Consider the following 16,728-nt stretch of genomic DNA (forward strand, 5'->3'; position numbering starts at 1 on the left):
TCAATCCTTGAGGCTTGGGTTCGAAAGGTCTGTAGTCCGATAAAACGGCAGAATCACCTCACCTGTCAACGGAGCCAGCGGCAACCCGCCGTCACCGGCCGGGTCGATCCAGCGAACCTCTTCAATTTCGGCAGCGGGGAGAACCGCGGTGTCGATGGTCAACAGAAACACCTCAGCCTGGACAACAAAGCCCGGCTCGTTGGCGGCCGGCGCGCTGAACGGGCCCAGGTAGCGAGCCTGTGCCGGATCGATTGTCAGCCCCAGCTCTTCTTCCAGCTCCCGGGCCAGGGCCTGGACCGGTTGCTCATGGGGCTCGATCTTGCCGCCCGGCTGCATGAAGGCCCGCGTACCGCGCTTGCGCACCAGCAGGGTTCGACCGTCCGGCCCGATCAGCAGGGCGGCGGCGATGTGGATGAGGGGAGTGGTCATGGATGATCGGCCTTGGCGGAAAAATGCCGGGGGAGATTACAGACCACAGAGGCTGGAGCAAAGCCTGCCCCACTTGCACAGGCAACACCAATCCCTGTGGAAGCGAGCCTGCTCGCGAAGGCGGTGTGTCAGTCAACTGCTCAACAGCTGATACGCCGCTTTCGCGAGCAGGCTCGCTCCCACAGGGGGATTCGAGTCGCCAGTCAGGCTTGGATCACCCCAACATCGGCTTCGGCGCCGAAGGATCCAATTCTTCCTCGGGGATCTTGACGAATACGCTGTACCGGGCTCCTTCCATCGCTTCGAAGGCGATGAGTTTCTCCACCAACGGGCCGCTCAACACTTTGCCGGCATTTAGCAACAGCATGCCATTGTCGGCGTTTAGGTTACGGGCCAGGAGCATGCCGGCCGCCAGTTCACGGGTGGACATGACCTTCACCGTCGGGTCGGACAGGGTCACGTCCTCCAGGTATTCGGCACAGGCCTTGATGAAGTCCTCCACCATCCCGGGATCGTACAGCTTGCCGGCATAATTGCGGATGTAGACCAACGCCTCGTCGCTATTCATCTGCCGCTCGAGGATCAGCCCGCGTTGCAGTTCGATGAAATCCACCGCCAGTTTCAACAGCCGCGAGCCGAAGGGGATCGCCTCGCCCTTGAGGTGATCCGGGAAGCCGCTGCCGTCCCAGCGCTCCTGGTGATGAAGAATGATGCGCGCCGCGTCTTTCATCGGATCCAGGGTCATCAACAACGATTCGCTCTGCTTCGGATAGGCCCGGTACAGCTCGAGTTCGTGATGGTGCAGCATGTCTGCCGGCGTGGTCATCATGTTATCGGTCCAGCTCAGCTTGCCGATATTGTAGAGCGCGGCGGCCATGGTCAGGTCGCGGTCGGTGGACTCGTCGAGAAAGTGCAGCCGACTGTAGACCCGGATCAGCTCGATGATCTGCCGGTTGGTCTGTTTGGCCTTGGGCAGGCGCAGGTTGGCAATCAGCGAGAACACCTCGGTGCCGGTCACATAGCTGCGCTTGAGCTCCTCATAGGCCAGATCGAGCATGTCGGCGGTCTGCTGCAGCTCGGCGGTACGTGACGCCACGCGCTTTTCCAGGGTGGCGTTGAGGGTCTTGAGTTGCTGGTTCTGCTCGCGGTTCAGCGCTTCGAGGCGCTGGCGTTCGCTTTCGGAATGCTGGTGGGCCAAGGCCTGGCGCAGGGCCTGCACCAGCTCGTCATCGTTCCAGGGCTTGCTGAGGTAGCGGTAGAGCTGCCCCTCGTTGATGGCCTTGGTCATCATGTCCACGTCGGCATAGCCGGTGAGCAGGATACGCAGGGTCGATGGATAGAGCTTGCGGATTTGTGCCAGCAGCGTCGCACCGTCCATATTGGGCATGCGCGCGTCGGTCATCACCAGGTCGACCGGCCGCTCCTTGAGGATTTCCAAGGCCTTGGCACCGCTATCGGCCAGCAGGATTTCATAGGGTTGGCTACGCAACAACCGACGCAGGCTGTTGAGAATCGACTCTTCGTCATCGACCAACAGCACCGTCGGCTTCGTAACCGGAACGCCCGGCGACTGATCTTCCATCATTACCCCCTCCTATAAGACGAAAACCGTTCTACCTTACCCCCACATGACAGGCTAGTAGATTGCATGAATTTCAGCACGATTTGCCACTACTGACCGAGCGCATCCCGATCAGACGACTATGCTGTACCCCATGAAGGGCCAAGTACCGGCCAGAATACTCATGCCAGCGAAAGGGATATCAGATGTACCCACGGTTCTGTAGTCAGCATCACCTCGGTGCACGGCCATGAGCCTGCCCCTGGAGAGAGCCAATCGGCGGATCCTGATCGTCGACGACACCCTGACGATCCATGAAGATTTTCGAAAGATCCTCAGTCCCCAGGCACTCGCCGAAGACTATCTGAGCAGTGCCGAAGAGGCCCTGTTCGGCGCGCCGGTTGCGGTCACCACTCAGAGTTTCGTGCTCGACTCGGCGTTCCAGGGCATGGAAGCCCTGAACAAGGTCGAGACAGCGCTGGCCCAGGGGCAGCCCTATGCCATGGCCTTCATCGACATGCGCATGCCCCCTGGCTGGGACGGCCTGGAAACCATCGAAAGGCTGTGGCGCGCCGACCCCAAGCTGCAAGTCGCGCTGTGCACCGCTTACTCGGATTACTCCTGGGAAGACATCGCTGAGCGCCTGGAGCTGGGCGACCGCCTGCTCATCCTGAAAAAGCCCTTCGACGCCATCGAGATTCGCCAGATGGCCAGCACCCTGACCGTCAAATGGCAGATGACCGAAGACGCGGCGCTGAAGATGGATATGCTCGAACAGGCGGTGGAGAAGCGCACCCGGGAACTGGCCGACGCCAACATCATTGTGCAGAACAGCCCGACCATCCTTTATCGCCTGCGCGGCGAACCGCCCTTCCCGTTGATGTACATTTCTCACAACATCACCAAGTTCGGCCATGTCGCGGCGCAACTGGTCAACTCACCGGAATGGGCGCAAGCGCTGATCCACCCCGACGACCAGGCCAAGATCGACCAGGCCATGGTTCGCGTGCTGGATCGCGATACGGCGGGGGCTTCCATCGAGTTCCGCATGCTCACCGGCGACGGCGCGTTCCGCTGGGTGGAGAACCGTTATATCCCGGTACGCAACGAGCAGGGCCAACTGCTGGAGGTGGAGGGCATCATCCTCGACATCACCGAGCGCAAGGTGGCCGAGGAAAAAATCGCCCTGCTGGCCCGTACCGACGGCCTCACCGGGCTGGCCAACCGCGCCACGGTGATCGAGCGCCTGCACCAGGCCTTCGCCGCGGCTCGCCGGGGGGCAGCACCGTTTGCGATGTTCTACCTGGACCTGGACCATTTCAAGCGGATCAACGACACCCTGGGCCATCCCATCGGCGACCTGCTGTTGCAGGAGGTCTCCACGCGCATCAAGGGCTGTACCCGGGAAAACGACGTGGTCGCGCGCCTGGGCGGTGACGAGTTCGCAATCCTGCAACTGGATGTCCACGAACCGACCCAGTGCGCCGCTCTGGCCGCCAAGATCCGCGATACCTTGATGGCGCCCTACTCCCTGGACGGCAACGATGTGCGGATCTCCGTAAGCATCGGCATCGCGCTGTACACCCCCCAGAGCCAGAGTGCCGACAGCCTGATGGCCCAGTCCGATATGGCCCTGTATCGCTCCAAGGAAAAAGGCCGCAACCAGTACCACTTCCATAACGAGGAGATCAACCAGGAGGTGACGGACCGGGTCACCCTGACCAACGACCTGCGTCAGGCCATCGAGAACCACGAATTGCACCTGCATTACCTGCCGGAAGTCGACCTCGGCACCGGAAAAATCCTGGGTATGGGTGTGCAGGTACGCTGGAAGCACCCCGAGCGCGGCTGGCTGGAGCCGTCGGTGTTCATGCCGGCGGCCGAAAAAACCGGGCTCATCATTGCCCTCGGGCATTGGGTACTGGATCAGGCCTGCCAACAGATGCGCCAGTGGCGCGACCAGGGCATGGCGCCCCCGGTGATTGCCATCGACCTGTCCCTGGCCCAGCTCAAGACCGGGCCGGAGCTGATCTACGATGTCCTGCGTACCACGGCCCGCTGGGAGCTGGCCCCCTGGGACCTGCGTTTCGATGTCACCGAAGCCACCCTCGCCCAGACCAAGTGGACCCACAACGACGTACTGCCGCGCCTGTGTGAACTGGGGGTACAGGTGGCCATCGATGATTTCGGCACCGAATATTCCTCATTCGATTACCTCAAGACCTATCGGGTCAATCACCTCAAGCTCGCCCAGCGCCTGCTCGACAGCGCCAACGACGACCCTGACAACGCCATGACCTTGCGCGCGATCATCAACTTTGCCCGGGACGTGGGCATCGGCATCATCGCCGAGGGCGTCGAGACCCAGGAACAGCGCACCACACTGATGTCCACCGGCGGAGAGATGCAAGCCCAGGGGCACTACTTCAGCACGGTGGTGGACAGCGGCCAGGCCGCCGCGCTGCTCAAGGCCGGCACCATCATTCCCGTGGAGGATCACTGGACCCGGCCGGCGAGCCAGCTATCGGAGAGCAACCCATGAACCCCATGTCGGTACCTGCCAACCGGCGGATCCTGGTGGTGGACGATACACCGGCCATCCATCAGGACTTCCGCAAGATCCTCAGCCCCGGCAGCGGCAGCGATGATTCGCTGGACGATACCGAGAGCCTGTTGTTCGGAACGCCCCAGGTCAACCGACTGCAATTCCAGATCGACTCGGCCTATCAGGGCGAAGAAGCCCTGGAGCTGGTCAAGCGCGCCCAGGCCGAAGGCCAGCCCTATGCGCTGGTGTTCGCCGACATGCGCATGCCGCCGGGCTGGGACGGCCTGCAGACCATCGAGCGTTTGTGGCAAGCCGACCCGCGGCTGCAAATCGCCTTGTGCACAGCCTTCTCGGATTACACCTGGGAAACCATGTCCGAACGCATCGAGTTCGACGATCAACTGCTGATCCTGAAAAAACCCTTCGACACTCTGGAGATCCGCCAGATGGCCAGTGCCATGACCTGGAAATGGCAGCTGGCCCAGGATGCGGCGAGAAAAATGCGCAGCCTGGAGCGCACGATCGAGGAGCGGGTCCAGGAATTGCTCAAGGTGTCCCACTTGCTGCAATACGACGTGCTCACCGAGCTGCCCAACAGCATGCTGCTGGGTGATCGCCTGACCCAGGCCATGGCCCAGTGCCGGCGCCATGACCGGCAACTGGCAGTGATGTTCATCGGCCTGGATCGCTTCAAGCGCATCAACAATGCCCTCGGTCATCCGGTGGGCGACGAGATGCTCAAACGCGTGGCCCGCACGCTGGCGACGGTGGTGCGTGAATCCGACTCGGTGTTTCGCTACGGTTCCGATGAATTCGTGGTGGTGCTGGGAGACATCACCGACCCGCAACAGATCAAGGGCGTGGCGGAAAAACTGCTGGCGGCCATCAACTCGCCCCAACCCATCGATGGCCATGACCTGACCGTCACCGCGAGCCTGGGTGTGAGCGTGTACCCGGCCGACGGTTTCGACGCCGTGGCGCTGATCAAGAAAGCCGAGACGGCGATGCGCAACGTCAAGGAAACCGGCCCCAACGACTACCGTTTTTTCACCGAAGACATGAACCGCCGGGCCCGACAGCAACAGACCATCGAATCCGGTTTGCGGCTGGCCTTGCAACGCAAGGAGTTCGTGCTGCACTACCAGCCCAAGCTGGACTTGCGCAGCGGCAAAGTAGTCGGCGTCGAGGCACTGGTGCGCTGGAACCGGCCGGGTCACGGGCTGGTTCCACCATCGGACTTCATCCCGGTGGCCGAGGACAGCGGGCTGATCGTGCCGCTAAGCCAATGGGTACTCCAGGAAGCCTGCCAGCAGGCCTGCGCCTGGCAGGCCCAGGGCATGCGGCCGCTGTACCTGTCGGTCAACGTCTCGGCCATCGATTTTCGTCAACGCGGTTTCGTCGAAGGTATCGCCCGCACCCTCAAGGAAACGGGACTGGATCCGACACAGTTAGAACTGGAGATCACCGAAAGCGTGCTGATGCAGAACATCGATACCACCGTCGCCATCCTCAAGGCCATCAAGCAACAGGGGATCCGGCTGGCCATCGACGACTTCGGCACTGGCTATTCGAGCTTGAGCTACCTGCAGAAATTTCCGGTGGATGTGCTGAAGATCGACCAATCGTTCGTCGGTGACCTGAGCATCGACAGCAATGACGCCAAGCTGGTGAGCACCATCATCAACCTTGGCAAGGGCCTGAACCTGCACATCATCGCCGAAGGCGTAGAAACCCGCGCGCAACTGGAGTTCCTCAAGGTCCACCAGTGCGAGGAGGCCCAGGGGTACTACTTCAGCAAGGCGGTCGAGCCGCAAGCCTTTGTCCAGTGGATGGTCGAGTGGGAACGACATCCGAATCCGTTTTCGTGAAATACCCCTCAACCAAGAGATTCAAGGAAGCATCCGATGGCGTCATCTGGACTCTTAATCGCTCTCGGCCTGCTCGTGGGCTTGGGCGTGGCTGCTCACGCCGCACCACTGGACGAGCCACTCAAACCGCTGCCCCCCGTTCCGGCCCTGGACCCCAAGCGCGTCCAGTTGGGCCAACGGCTGTTCTTTGATCCCCGGCTGTCGGTCAACAACACCCTGTCCTGCGCCAGTTGCCATCGCCTGGACAAGGGCGGGGCCGACGACAAACGGCTTTCCATGGGTTTTGATGGCAAGCCGGTGGAGGTCAATACCCCTACCGTGTTCAATGCCAGCCTGAACTTCCACCAGTTCTGGGATGGCCGTGTCGATACCCTGGAAGACCAGGTGCACGCCGTGGTGACCAGCCCTACGGAAATGGGCAATACCTGGGAAGCGGTGGTCAAGCGCATCGCCGATGACCCGGGTTATGCCAAGGACTTCGCCAACGCCTATCCCGACGGCGTCACCGAACCGAATATCCAGGGCGCGCTGGCGGATTTCGAGCGCACGCTGCTGACGCCCAACTCGCGCTTCGACCAGTATCTGCTGGGCAACACCGACATCCTCACCCCCCGGGAAAAGTTCGGCTACCAACGTTTCAAGGAATACGGCTGCATCGCTTGCCACCAAGGCGTGAACATCGGCGGCAACATGTTCCAGAAGTTCGGCGTCATGGGTGACTACATCGGAGATCGGGGCAACCCCACCCGGGTCGATGAGGGTCGTTTCAACATCACCGGCGAAGAAGACGACCGTCAGGTCTTCAAGGTTCCCAGCCTGCGTAACGTGGCCGTTACCGCACCGTATTTCCACGACGGTTCCGCACCGACCCTCGAGCGTGCGGTGGAGGTGATGTTCAAATACCAGTTGGGTCGTGAACCCTTGAAGAACGACACGGAGCTGATCGTCGAATTCCTCAAGACCCTGACCGGAGAATACGAGGGCAAGCCGTTATGACTGCCCTTCGTCGCTTCGGCCTGTTCTTCATCGGCGCGCTGCTCGCCTCGGTCCTGCTGTTCATGTACGTCAATTCGAGTGCGCAGCAGGCGGCCTCGTACATTGAGTCCCGGGACCTGATCCGCCTGCTCAAGCAGCAGGACGCTATCTGGGACAACGAGGTACTCAAATCCCGGATCGCCTTGAGCCACAACTACGACCCGCTGGTTTCCCCGCTGCACGAAATGACGCGCCTGTGGCAACGCCTCGATGCCATTGAGTCGGAGCCGGGTCGCCGTGCGCCCTCGCTCTGGGAAACCCAGCGCGACGAATACCTCAAGGCCATCAAGGAAAAGACCCGCCTGGTGGAACAGTTCAAGTCCCACAACGCGGTGCTGCGCAATTCCCTGGCGTTCCTGCCCACCGCCGAAGACGATATCCAGGCCGAGTTCGCCCGGCTGTCCGACGAGGACAAACTGCAGCTGCAAAGTGTTGCCATCGACACCTACGACCTGTTGCTCAGCAGCATGGAGTTCTCTCAGCTCACCACCCGTGAAATTGCCGCCGAGGTACTGCTTGGCCTGAACCGCCTGGATGTCAACAAGGAGCGCCTGCCGGTGGGCCTGCATGACTCTATCGATATCTTGAGCCGGCACATCGCCCTGATCCTGCGCGAACAACCACGGGTCAATGAGTTGCTGGAGGGCATCGACGCCGTTCCTGTCTCCGACCATCTGGACACCATTACCCGCATGATCGATGAGGCCCAGGAAGTGGCCGCCGACACGTACCAACGCAATCATGTGTACCTGCTGGTGTTCGCCACTCTCCTGGTATTGATATTGATCTGGCTGGCCATCCGGCTGATACGCAGCGTTGCCGAGATCAAGCGCGTCAACAACGCCCTGCAAACCGCCAACGACGAACTGGAACAACGGGTCGAAGAGCGCACCCGCCAGCTCAAGGATACCCAGAGCGAATTGATGGACACCGCCCGCCAGGCCGGCATGGCGGAAATCGCCACCAATGTGCTGCATAACGTCGGTAACGTGCTCAACAGCGTGAACATCTCCGCCGACCTGGTCAGCCGCAAGTTGCGCGGCAGCAAGGCCCAGGGACTGGGCAAGGCGATGAGCCTGATCAACGAGCATCCCCATGACCTGGGGCATTTCCTCACCGAGGACGAGAAAGGCAAGCTGCTGCCCGGTTATCTCAATCAGCTGGTGGACGCCATGGCAGTCGAGCAGCAGAGCCTGATCGATGAGTTGGCCCAGTTGAGCAAGAGCGTGGACCACATCAAGGACATCGTCTCCACGCAGCAATCCTACGCCGGGGCCAACAGCGTGATGGAACCGCTGGTGATCAGCGAACTGCTTGAAGATGCCCTGCGCATGAACTCCGGTGCCCTGACCCGACACCATGTGACGGTGATCAAGGAATACGGTAACGTGCCTCGGATCATGGGCGACAAGCACCGGCTACTGCTGATCCTGATCAACCTGATCAGCAACGCCAAATACGCCATGGCCGGAGTCTCGAATCATGCGCGGAACATGACACTGAGTGCGGCGGTCGTAAATGACGAGATGTTGCAGATCAGTGTCAAGGACGAGGGCGAAGGTATCCCGGAAGAAAACATGACACGAATCTTTGCCCACGGTTTTACCACGCGCAAGGAAGGCCACGGGTTCGGCCTGCACAGCTGTGCAACGGCCGCCATCGAAATGAACGGCCGCCTCACCGCCCACAGTGAGGGACCCGGCAAGGGGGCGACGTTTGTACTGCACGTGCCCCTGAAACTCGCGGAAGACGATTCATGAACAATTTAAGTAACCGGCGCATCCTGTTGATCGACGATACGCCCGCCATTCATGAGGATTTTCGCAAAATTCTCACCCCCGAAGACGACAGCAACGCCGACCTGCAGGACATGGAAAGCGCGCTGTTCGGCGAGGCACCGAAACCGGCCGGCACGGTGTTCGAGCTCGACTCGGCTTACGGCGGCCAGGAAGGCCTGAGCAAACTGCAGGAGGCGCTTGCAAAGAGCCGTCCGTATGCCCTGGCTTTCGTCGACATGCGCATGCCCGAGGGCTGGGACGGCGCCAAGACCATAGAAGAACTGTGGAAGCGCGATCCGCAGTTGCAGGTGGTGGTCTGCACGGCCTATTCGGATTATTCCTGGGATGAACTGCTCGACCGCCTGAACGGCCACGACCGCCTGCTGATCCTGAAAAAGCCCTTCGACAACATCGAAGTCCTGCAGATGGCCAACACCCTGACCACCAAGTGGGAGATGACCTCCCGCGCGCAACTGAAAATGAACAAACTCGAAGAACTGGTGCAGCAACGCACCCAGGCCTTCAAACAAGCCAGCACCTTGCTGCAGATGGAAATCGACGAGCGCAAGATGCTGGAAACCCAGTTGGTGCAATCGGAAAAGCTCGCCTCACTGGGTCAGTTGGCAGCCGGGGTGGCCCACGAAATCAACAACCCCATCGGTTTCATTTCCTCCAACCTGGGCGCGCTGGACGGCTACTTCAGCAAGCTGGAGGAAATGCTCCTGGCCTATGGCAATGCCGAAGAAGCCATCGCTTCGCCGGAGCTGGTGATGTACTTGACCAAGCTGCGCGAGCAAGTGGAGCTGGATTTCCTTGTCGAGGACATTCCACTGCTGATCAAGGAGTCCAAGGATGGCATCGCTCGGGTCGGACAGATCGTCAAGGACCTGAAGGACTTCTCCCGCGTGGACTCCAACCAGGAATGGCAGATGGCGAACCTGCAGCAGGGCTTGGATTCGACGCTGAACATCGTGGCCAACGAAATCAAGTACAAGGCCGACGTGATCAAGGAGTACAGCCCACTGCCAGAAGTCGAATGCCTGCCGTCGCAAATCAATCAGGTGATCATGAACCTGATCGTCAACGCCGCCCAGGCCATCGGTCCCGAACGCGGCACCATCACCTTGCGCAACGGCGTCGACGGCGACACCGTGTGGATCGAAGTCGCCGACAACGGCTCGGGCATCGAACCGGAAACCCTGCAAAAAATCTTCGACCCGTTCTTTACCACCAAACCCATCGGCCAGGGCACGGGGCTTGGACTGTCGTTGTCCTATGGCATCGTGAAGAAGCACAACGGCGAGATCACCGTGCGCAGCGAAGTGGGGGTGGGGACGACGTTCCGGGTCGAGTTGCCGGTGCGGCAGATGAAGTTGGCGGGGTGACCCAGATTTATCTGTGAAAGAGCCCCTGTGGCGAGGGGATTCATCCCTGCGCCACATGAATCCCCTCGCCACAGATAAATCCCTGAGCACATGAAATCCTCTCATCACCGGTTGCCCAGCGTTTCGCCACCAGCGCAGAATGGCCCTCCGCCCCTACCCCAAGGAAACCGCATGAGCCTGTCGCTACTGAGCCGTTACGCCTTCTTTGCCGGCTGTGTACTGTTCACCCTCGCCAGCCTGCCGTTCCTCGCGCATGACTGGCTCTGGCCGATCGCACTGGTGACAGGCCTGCTGAGCCTGCTGGGGCTGTTCGACCTGCTGCAAAGCCGCCATGCCGTGCGGCGCAACTATCCGATCCTGGGCAATATCCGCTACCTGGTCGAAGGCATTCGCCCGGAGATCCGCCAGTACCTGCTCGAATCCGACAGCGATGCCCTGCCCTTCTCCCGCGCCCAGCGCTCACTGGTGTATTCCCGGGCCAAGAACGAAAGCGCCGACAAACCCTTCGGTACCTTGATCGACGTTTACCAGGCCGGTTTCGAATTCATCGGCCACTCCATGCGCCCGGCCCCGTTGAGCGACCCCGGCAGTTTTCGCGTAACGGTCGGTGGCCCGCAATGCACCCAGCCTTACTCCGCCTCGGTGTTCAACATTTCCGCCATGAGCTTCGGTTCCCTGAGTGCCAATGCTATCCGGGCGTTGAACCAGGGGGCGAAACTCGGCAACTTCGCTCACGATACCGGTGAAGGCAGCATCAGCCCCTACCACCGTGAACACGGCGGCGACCTGACCTGGGAACTGGGTAGCGGCTACTTCGGCTGTCGCACCCCGGACGGCCACTTCGACCCGGAGCGTTTCGCCACCCAGGCCCGGAACCCACAGGTGCGGATGATTGAAATCAAGATGAGCCAGGGCGCCAAACCCGGCCACGGCGGGATTCTGCCCAAGCACAAGGTCACCCGGGAAATCGCCGAAACCCGCGGCATCCGCATGGGCGAGGATTGCGTATCGCCGTCATCCCACAGCGCATTTTCCACGCCCATCGAGTTGATGCAGTTCGTACAGCAGTTGCGTGAGTTGTCCGGTGGAAAACCGGTAGGCTTCAAGTTCTGCCTGGGTCATCCATGGGAATTCATGGGAATCGCCAAGGCCATGCTGGAAACCGGCATCCTGCCCGATTTCATCGTAGTGGACGGCAAGGAAGGCGGTACGGGCGCCGCACCAGTCGAGTTCACCGATCACATCGGCGCGCCGTTGCGCGAGGGCCTGCTGTTCGTTCATAACACCCTGGTGGGCCTGAACCTGCGGGACAAGATCAAGCTCGGTGCCAGTGGCAAGATCGTCAGCGCCTTCGACATCGCCAGCGTACTGGCCATCGGTGCCGACTGGGCCAACTCTGCACGGGGCTTCATGTTCGCCATCGGCTGCATCCAATCGCAAAGCTGCCACACCAACAAATGCCCCACCGGCGTCGCCACCCAGGACACTTTGCGCCAGCGCGCCCTGGTCGTCCCGGACAAGGCCCAGCGGGTCTACAGCTTCCACCGCAACACCCTCAAGGCCCTGGCGGAAATGCTCGCCGCCGCGGGCCTCGAACACCCATCGCAGTTGCAACCCAAACACTTGGTCCGGCGGATGTCCGCGACCGAGATCAAGCTGTTCTCCCAACTGCATGTGTTTCTCAAGCCGGGGGAGTTGCTGACGGGCGAGGTCAATGGCGCGTTTTATTCGCGAATGTGGCAGATGGCGCGGGCGGACAGTTTCGAGCCTTTGGAAACGGAGGTTGCGTAACCGTTAACGAAGGGCGCAAGAGCCCCGATCAGCCGAGGTTCTGGCTCTCTTCACCTGTCAACTCTGACAGTAGACGGCCACGCCCCTGCAATTGAACATTCCCTCAGACGTTCAATTGCAGGGAAGATCCTATGTTGACGCGCCGCGATCTCGTGAGCTTCGCCTCGCTCTGTGCAGCATTGGCCTCGTTGCCCACGCCTATCCCTGCGTTTGCCCGCGACGTGAAGTCCGACGCCCCGGCTCCCTTCAGCTTTGACACATTGATCCTGCTCGCCGAAGCAATGGCGCTCAAACCCTATGTCAAGTCCACCGCCATCCCCGAGCAGTTGCTGTCGAACATTGATTACGAGGCGCTGGAGAAGATTCGATTCGACAGCACACGTGCGCTTTTTGCCCACGGGCCCGGCCTGTACCCAATCACCTTCTTCCATCTGGGAGAGTTCTTTCGTATTCCGGTCAAAATGCATGTCGTCGCCGACGGCGTCGCCCATGAAATCCCTTACGACAAATCGCTCTTCGAGATGCCCGCCGACAGCCCGGCCCAGGCGCTGGCCTCCAATATAGGATTTGCTGGCTTGCGTCTTCAGGAAAGCCGTTTGGACAAGCAAAAGGATCTTGATTGGAAGCAGAACGATTGGGCGGCGTTCGTCGGAGCCTCCTATTTTCGGGCCATTGGAGAGCAGTACCAATACGGCCTTTCAGCGCGGGGAATAGCACTGAATGTCGCGCAGGCGGGCATGGCCGAAGAATTCCCTGGCTTTACCCAATTCTGGATCGAGACACCCACCGACGACCGACAAGCCAACATGACGCTGTATGGGTTGCTTGAAGGGCCCAGTCTGTGTGGCGCCTATCGCTTTGTGTTGAGCCGCGCCAAGGGTGTGCTGATGGACGTCGAGGCCGCGCTGTTTCTACGCCAGAATATCGACCGCTTCGGCATCGCGCCGTTGACTTCAATGTATTGGTTCGGCGAAGCGACCAAGGCCGCCGCTCTCGACTGGCGTCCTGAAGTACACGACTCTGACGGATTGGCGCTATGGACAGGAGCGGGTGAACATATCTGGCGACCGCTTAACAACCCCTCACGCACCATGGCCTGCGCATTTTCCGATAATAATCCCCGAGGTTTCGGGCTGCTCCAGCGAGACCGCTCTTTCGACCATTACTTGGACGGGGTGCACTATGAACGCCGTCCCAGCTTGTGGGTCGAGCCATTGGGGGACTGGGGCAACGGCAGCGTACAGTTGGTGGAAATCCCCACCGACGATGAGATCCACGACAACATCGTCGCAATGTGGGTCCCCAAAGAGCCCGCCGAGGCCGGTAATCAATACCGTTTCAAATATCGGCTGCATTGGCTGTCCGAAGAACCCTATCCCTCCAGCCTCGCACGCTGCGTGGCTACGCGCCTGGGCAATGGAGGCCTGGCAGGCCGGCCGCGCCCCAAGGGCGTACGCAAGTTCTTCGTCGAATTCTCAGGCGCTCCGCTGGAAAAACTCGCCCCAAGCGAGAAGCCCGAAGCCGTGCTCTGGGCCTCCAGAGGGACGTTTTCGAATATTTTCTCGGGAATAGTCCCAGACGGACAAGCCGATCGCTGGTACGCGCAATTCGATTTAAGTGTCGAGCCTGGCGAGCCGGTCGAAATGCGCCTGTATCTGAGCCTCAAAGGCGAGACGCTTACCGAAACCTGGCTTTACCAGTACCACACGGCCGAGCTTCCATCAGCCGCGAAGAAGACGTATCCGGTGCCCACCTGACGTAGCCTGCGAAGGGTCCGACACCATGAACCATCTTTTTACTGCCACCCTGGCTGGTACACTGTTTGCCATGATCGGACTTGAACTCACAGGCAGCGATAACGACCTGGATAGAAATGAGAGGGTCTTTATCGAACAATTGATCAGGCAAATGACGCTCGAAGAAAAAGCCGCTCAACTGACCCAACTGGGCATGCAACTCACGGCCACTGGCCCGATGATCGACACCAAAGCCCAACACGCCCCTGACGTCGCGGCGGTTGGCTCAGTGCTCGGAGTGTATGGGGCGGAAAACACCCGCAAAGTACAGCAGCAGGCTGTGCAAGGCTCGCGCCTGCATATTCCCTTGTTGTTTTCCTTCGACGTGATCCATGGGTTTCGCACCGTCTTTCCCGTGCCGCTGGCCGAGGCATCGGCTACGTGGTTTCTCCAAGGTCAAGCTCGCTCCAGGGGAAACAGAAACCGTAGGGTTCACGCTCGATCAGGACGACTTCGCGTCACTCGATACCGATTTTCTACCGGTTGTCGAATCCGGGACATTCACGGTTTACGTCGGAGGTAGCTCCGCCACTGATAACCAGGCCAGTTTCGAAGTGACGTCAGGGGCAAGCCTGAACAAACAACGCTCGGCCATTCCACGGTTGTTGCGCGAGACGTCATTGCGTTAGCGCTCGATCATTCGAAATCGAGCGAGGCTACCGTCAAGTCTGACAATGGCCTCGCCAGATCTATCGCATCACTGGACCGAACTCACCGAACCTTGAGCCTCACCCGTAGGCTGCAACTTGAAAGTGTGGAACAGCACCGTCAGCAGCACCAGAAACGCCGGTCCTACATACAGCGCCACCCGTGTATCCGGGAAGTACGCCATCAGTCCCACCACCAGCACCAGAAAGGCCAGGGCCAGGTACGAGCTGACCGGATACAGCCACATGCGGTACTTCAGGGCGGCACGCTCGGAAGCGCTCAGGCCTTTGCGGAACTTGAGCTGGGCCAGCAGGATCATCACCCAGGTCCAGATAGCACCGAAGGTGGCGATGGAGGTTACCCAGACGAAGACTTTTTCCGGCACCAGGTAATTGAGCAACACGCCCAGCAGCAACGCGGCAATGGACAACAGCAATGCGCGGCGCGGTACACCGTTGGCCGAGGTGGTGGCGAAACCGGCCGGGGCCTGGCCGTTCTGCGCCAGGCTGTAGAGCATCCGCCCGGTGCTGAAGATGCCGCCGTTGCAGGACGACAGCGCAGCGGTGATCACCACGAAGTTGATGATGCCGGCGGCGGTCTTGATGCCCAGGCGCTCGAACGTCATCACGAAGGGGCTGCCCTGGGTGCCGATCTCGTTCCAAGGATAGATCGACAGGATCACGAACAACGCGCCGACATAGAACAGCAGGATCCGCCAGAACACCGAACCGATGGCGTTGGGAATGGTTTTCTGCGGGTTCTTCGCCTCACCGGCGGTCAGGCCGATCATCTCCACGCCCAGGTAGGCGAACATCACCATCTGCAGAGACATCAGTACACCCTGTACCCCATTGGGCAGGAACCCGTCGTGGGTCCAGAGATTGGAAATGCCCAGCGCCACGCCATCATTGCCGAACCCGAAGGCAATAATGCCCACGCCGCCAATGACCATGGCGATGATGGTCACGATCTTGATCAGGGCAAACCAGAATTCAAACTCCCCGAAGGCCTTGACCGCGATCAGGTTGATCGTACCCATGCTGAGCAGTGCGGCCAGGGCCCAGATCCAGCGGGGCACATCGGGGAACCAGATGCCCATGTACACCGCCACCGCGGTGATTTCCGCCACGCAGGTCACCAGCCACAGGAACCAATAGTTCCAGCCGGTCAGGAAACCGGCCAGCGGGCCGAGGTAATCCTGGGCATAACGGCTGAACGAACCGGCCACCGGATTGTGCACAGCCATCTCGCCGAGGGCGCGCATGATCACCAGGATCGCCAGGCCACCGATGATGTAGGACAGCATGATCGCAGGGCCGGCCATTTCGATGGCCTTGGCCGAACCGAGGAACAACCCGACACCGATGCAGGCGCCAAGCGCCATCAAGCGGATATGCCGTTCACCGAGTTCACGTTTGAGCGGACCGCCCTGAGCGGTCTCGCCAGGGGGCAGAGGATTGCCGACAGGCATAGGGATACAACTCCGTTTTGTTATTGGATTAGCCACCGGGTTCCAAGGCCACAGGCCGATGGGCCGTGCAGTATAAAAAGCCGAGGATAGAGAGTTTCACTGTAAAACCTTGGAAATTCAGGGATAAGCCACAGCAAAAGTTGGGTTTTTGGAGATGCATTGACCGGAATTACAGGGGATTTAAGAGCACCGCCCTCTGTGGCGAGGGGATTTATCCCCGCTGGGCTGCACAGCAGCCCCAAAGCAGCAGACTCAATTCTGCCTGATACACCGAGTAGTCTGGTTTTAGGGCCGCTTCGCAGCCCAGCGGGGATAACCCCCTCGCCACAGAGGTACTACACAGTCATCGGAATCTTCGCTCACACGTCTCAGCGTCTCGGAAATACCTACATGGCTAGGCTGCATTGACACCCTCTTCAAA

11 protein-coding genes are annotated in these 16,728 nt (G+C 60.2%); 8 read left to right on the top strand and 3 right to left on the bottom strand.

Annotation, left to right across the window (positions count from 1 at the left end; translation table 11 throughout):
• Together QZH45_RS24285 and QZH45_RS24290 are read right to left on the bottom strand one after the other, a co-directional pair.
• Positions 1 to 429: an NUDIX hydrolase gene (locus tag QZH45_RS24285; RefSeq protein WP_024780927.1), complete on the bottom strand. Its 429-nt coding sequence runs from the start codon at positions 427 to 429 to the stop codon at positions 1 to 3.
• 214 nt (positions 430 to 643) lie between these two features.
• Positions 644 to 2,011 (bottom strand): HD domain-containing phosphohydrolase, encoded by a 1,368-nt coding sequence (locus tag QZH45_RS24290; protein WP_024780926.1) that lies wholly within the window; start codon positions 2,009 to 2,011, stop codon positions 644 to 646.
• A 229-nt stretch (positions 2,012 to 2,240) separates the two neighbouring features.
• On the opposite strand from QZH45_RS24290, the gene QZH45_RS24295 reads away from it, so the two are divergent.
• The 8 genes from QZH45_RS24295 to QZH45_RS24330 all read left to right on the top strand — a co-directional run bounded on the left by QZH45_RS24295 (position 2,241) and on the right by QZH45_RS24330 (position 14,817).
• Complete coding sequence (locus QZH45_RS24295) at positions 2,241 to 4,532, top strand: GGDEF/EAL domain-containing response regulator (RefSeq protein ID WP_053192266.1); 2,292 nt, start codon at positions 2,241 to 2,243, stop codon at positions 4,530 to 4,532.
• A complete protein-coding gene (locus tag QZH45_RS24300; RefSeq protein WP_024780924.1) occupies positions 4,529 to 6,403 on the top strand; it encodes a GGDEF and EAL domain-containing protein in 1,875 nt (624 codons plus the stop codon). Before QZH45_RS24295 ends, QZH45_RS24300 begins: the two co-directional genes overlap by 4 nt.
• A gap of 36 nt (positions 6,404 to 6,439) precedes the next feature.
• Positions 6,440 to 7,399 carry a cytochrome-c peroxidase gene (locus tag QZH45_RS24305; RefSeq protein ID WP_055136122.1) on the top strand — a complete coding sequence of 320 codons (960 nt, stop codon included), beginning with the start codon at positions 6,440 to 6,442 and terminating at the stop codon, positions 7,397 to 7,399.
• Positions 7,396 to 9,198 (top strand): DAHL domain-containing protein, encoded by a 1,803-nt coding sequence (locus QZH45_RS24310; protein ID WP_024780922.1) that lies wholly within the window; start codon positions 7,396 to 7,398, stop codon positions 9,196 to 9,198. The genes QZH45_RS24305 and QZH45_RS24310 overlap by 4 nt, the downstream gene beginning before the upstream one ends.
• Entirely contained in the window at positions 9,195 to 10,601 is a 1,407-nt protein-coding gene (locus tag QZH45_RS24315) for an ATP-binding protein (RefSeq protein ID WP_055136121.1), read from the top strand. Before QZH45_RS24310 ends, QZH45_RS24315 begins: the two co-directional genes overlap by 4 nt.
• 171 nt (positions 10,602 to 10,772) lie before the next feature.
• The gene (locus QZH45_RS24320; RefSeq protein WP_024780920.1) at positions 10,773 to 12,392 is read left to right on the top strand and encodes an FMN-binding glutamate synthase family protein; all 1,620 of its coding nucleotides are present in this window, start codon (positions 10,773 to 10,775) and stop codon (positions 12,390 to 12,392) included.
• Between the two features lie 131 nt (positions 12,393 to 12,523).
• Positions 12,524 to 14,149 carry a glucan biosynthesis protein gene (locus QZH45_RS24325; protein ID WP_055135118.1) on the top strand — a complete coding sequence of 542 codons (1,626 nt, stop codon included), beginning with the start codon at positions 12,524 to 12,526 and terminating at the stop codon, positions 14,147 to 14,149.
• A 371-nt stretch (positions 14,150 to 14,520) separates the two neighbouring features.
• Positions 14,521 to 14,817, top strand: a complete 297-nt coding sequence (locus QZH45_RS24330) for a fibronectin type III-like domain-contianing protein (RefSeq protein ID WP_081036501.1) — start codon at positions 14,521 to 14,523, stop codon at positions 14,815 to 14,817.
• 68 nt (positions 14,818 to 14,885) lie between these two features.
• Here QZH45_RS24330 and QZH45_RS24335 read toward each other — a convergent pair whose 3' ends face one another.
• Positions 14,886 to 16,307, bottom strand: a complete 1,422-nt coding sequence (locus tag QZH45_RS24335; protein ID WP_024780917.1) for an amino acid permease — start codon at positions 16,305 to 16,307, stop codon at positions 14,886 to 14,888.
• Positions 16,308 to 16,728 lie beyond the last annotated feature (421 nt).

The sequence above is a fragment of the Pseudomonas corrugata genome (assembly GCF_050920615.1).
GTDB classification, from domain to species: Bacteria; Pseudomonadota; Gammaproteobacteria; order Pseudomonadales; family Pseudomonadaceae; genus Aquipseudomonas; species Aquipseudomonas corrugata.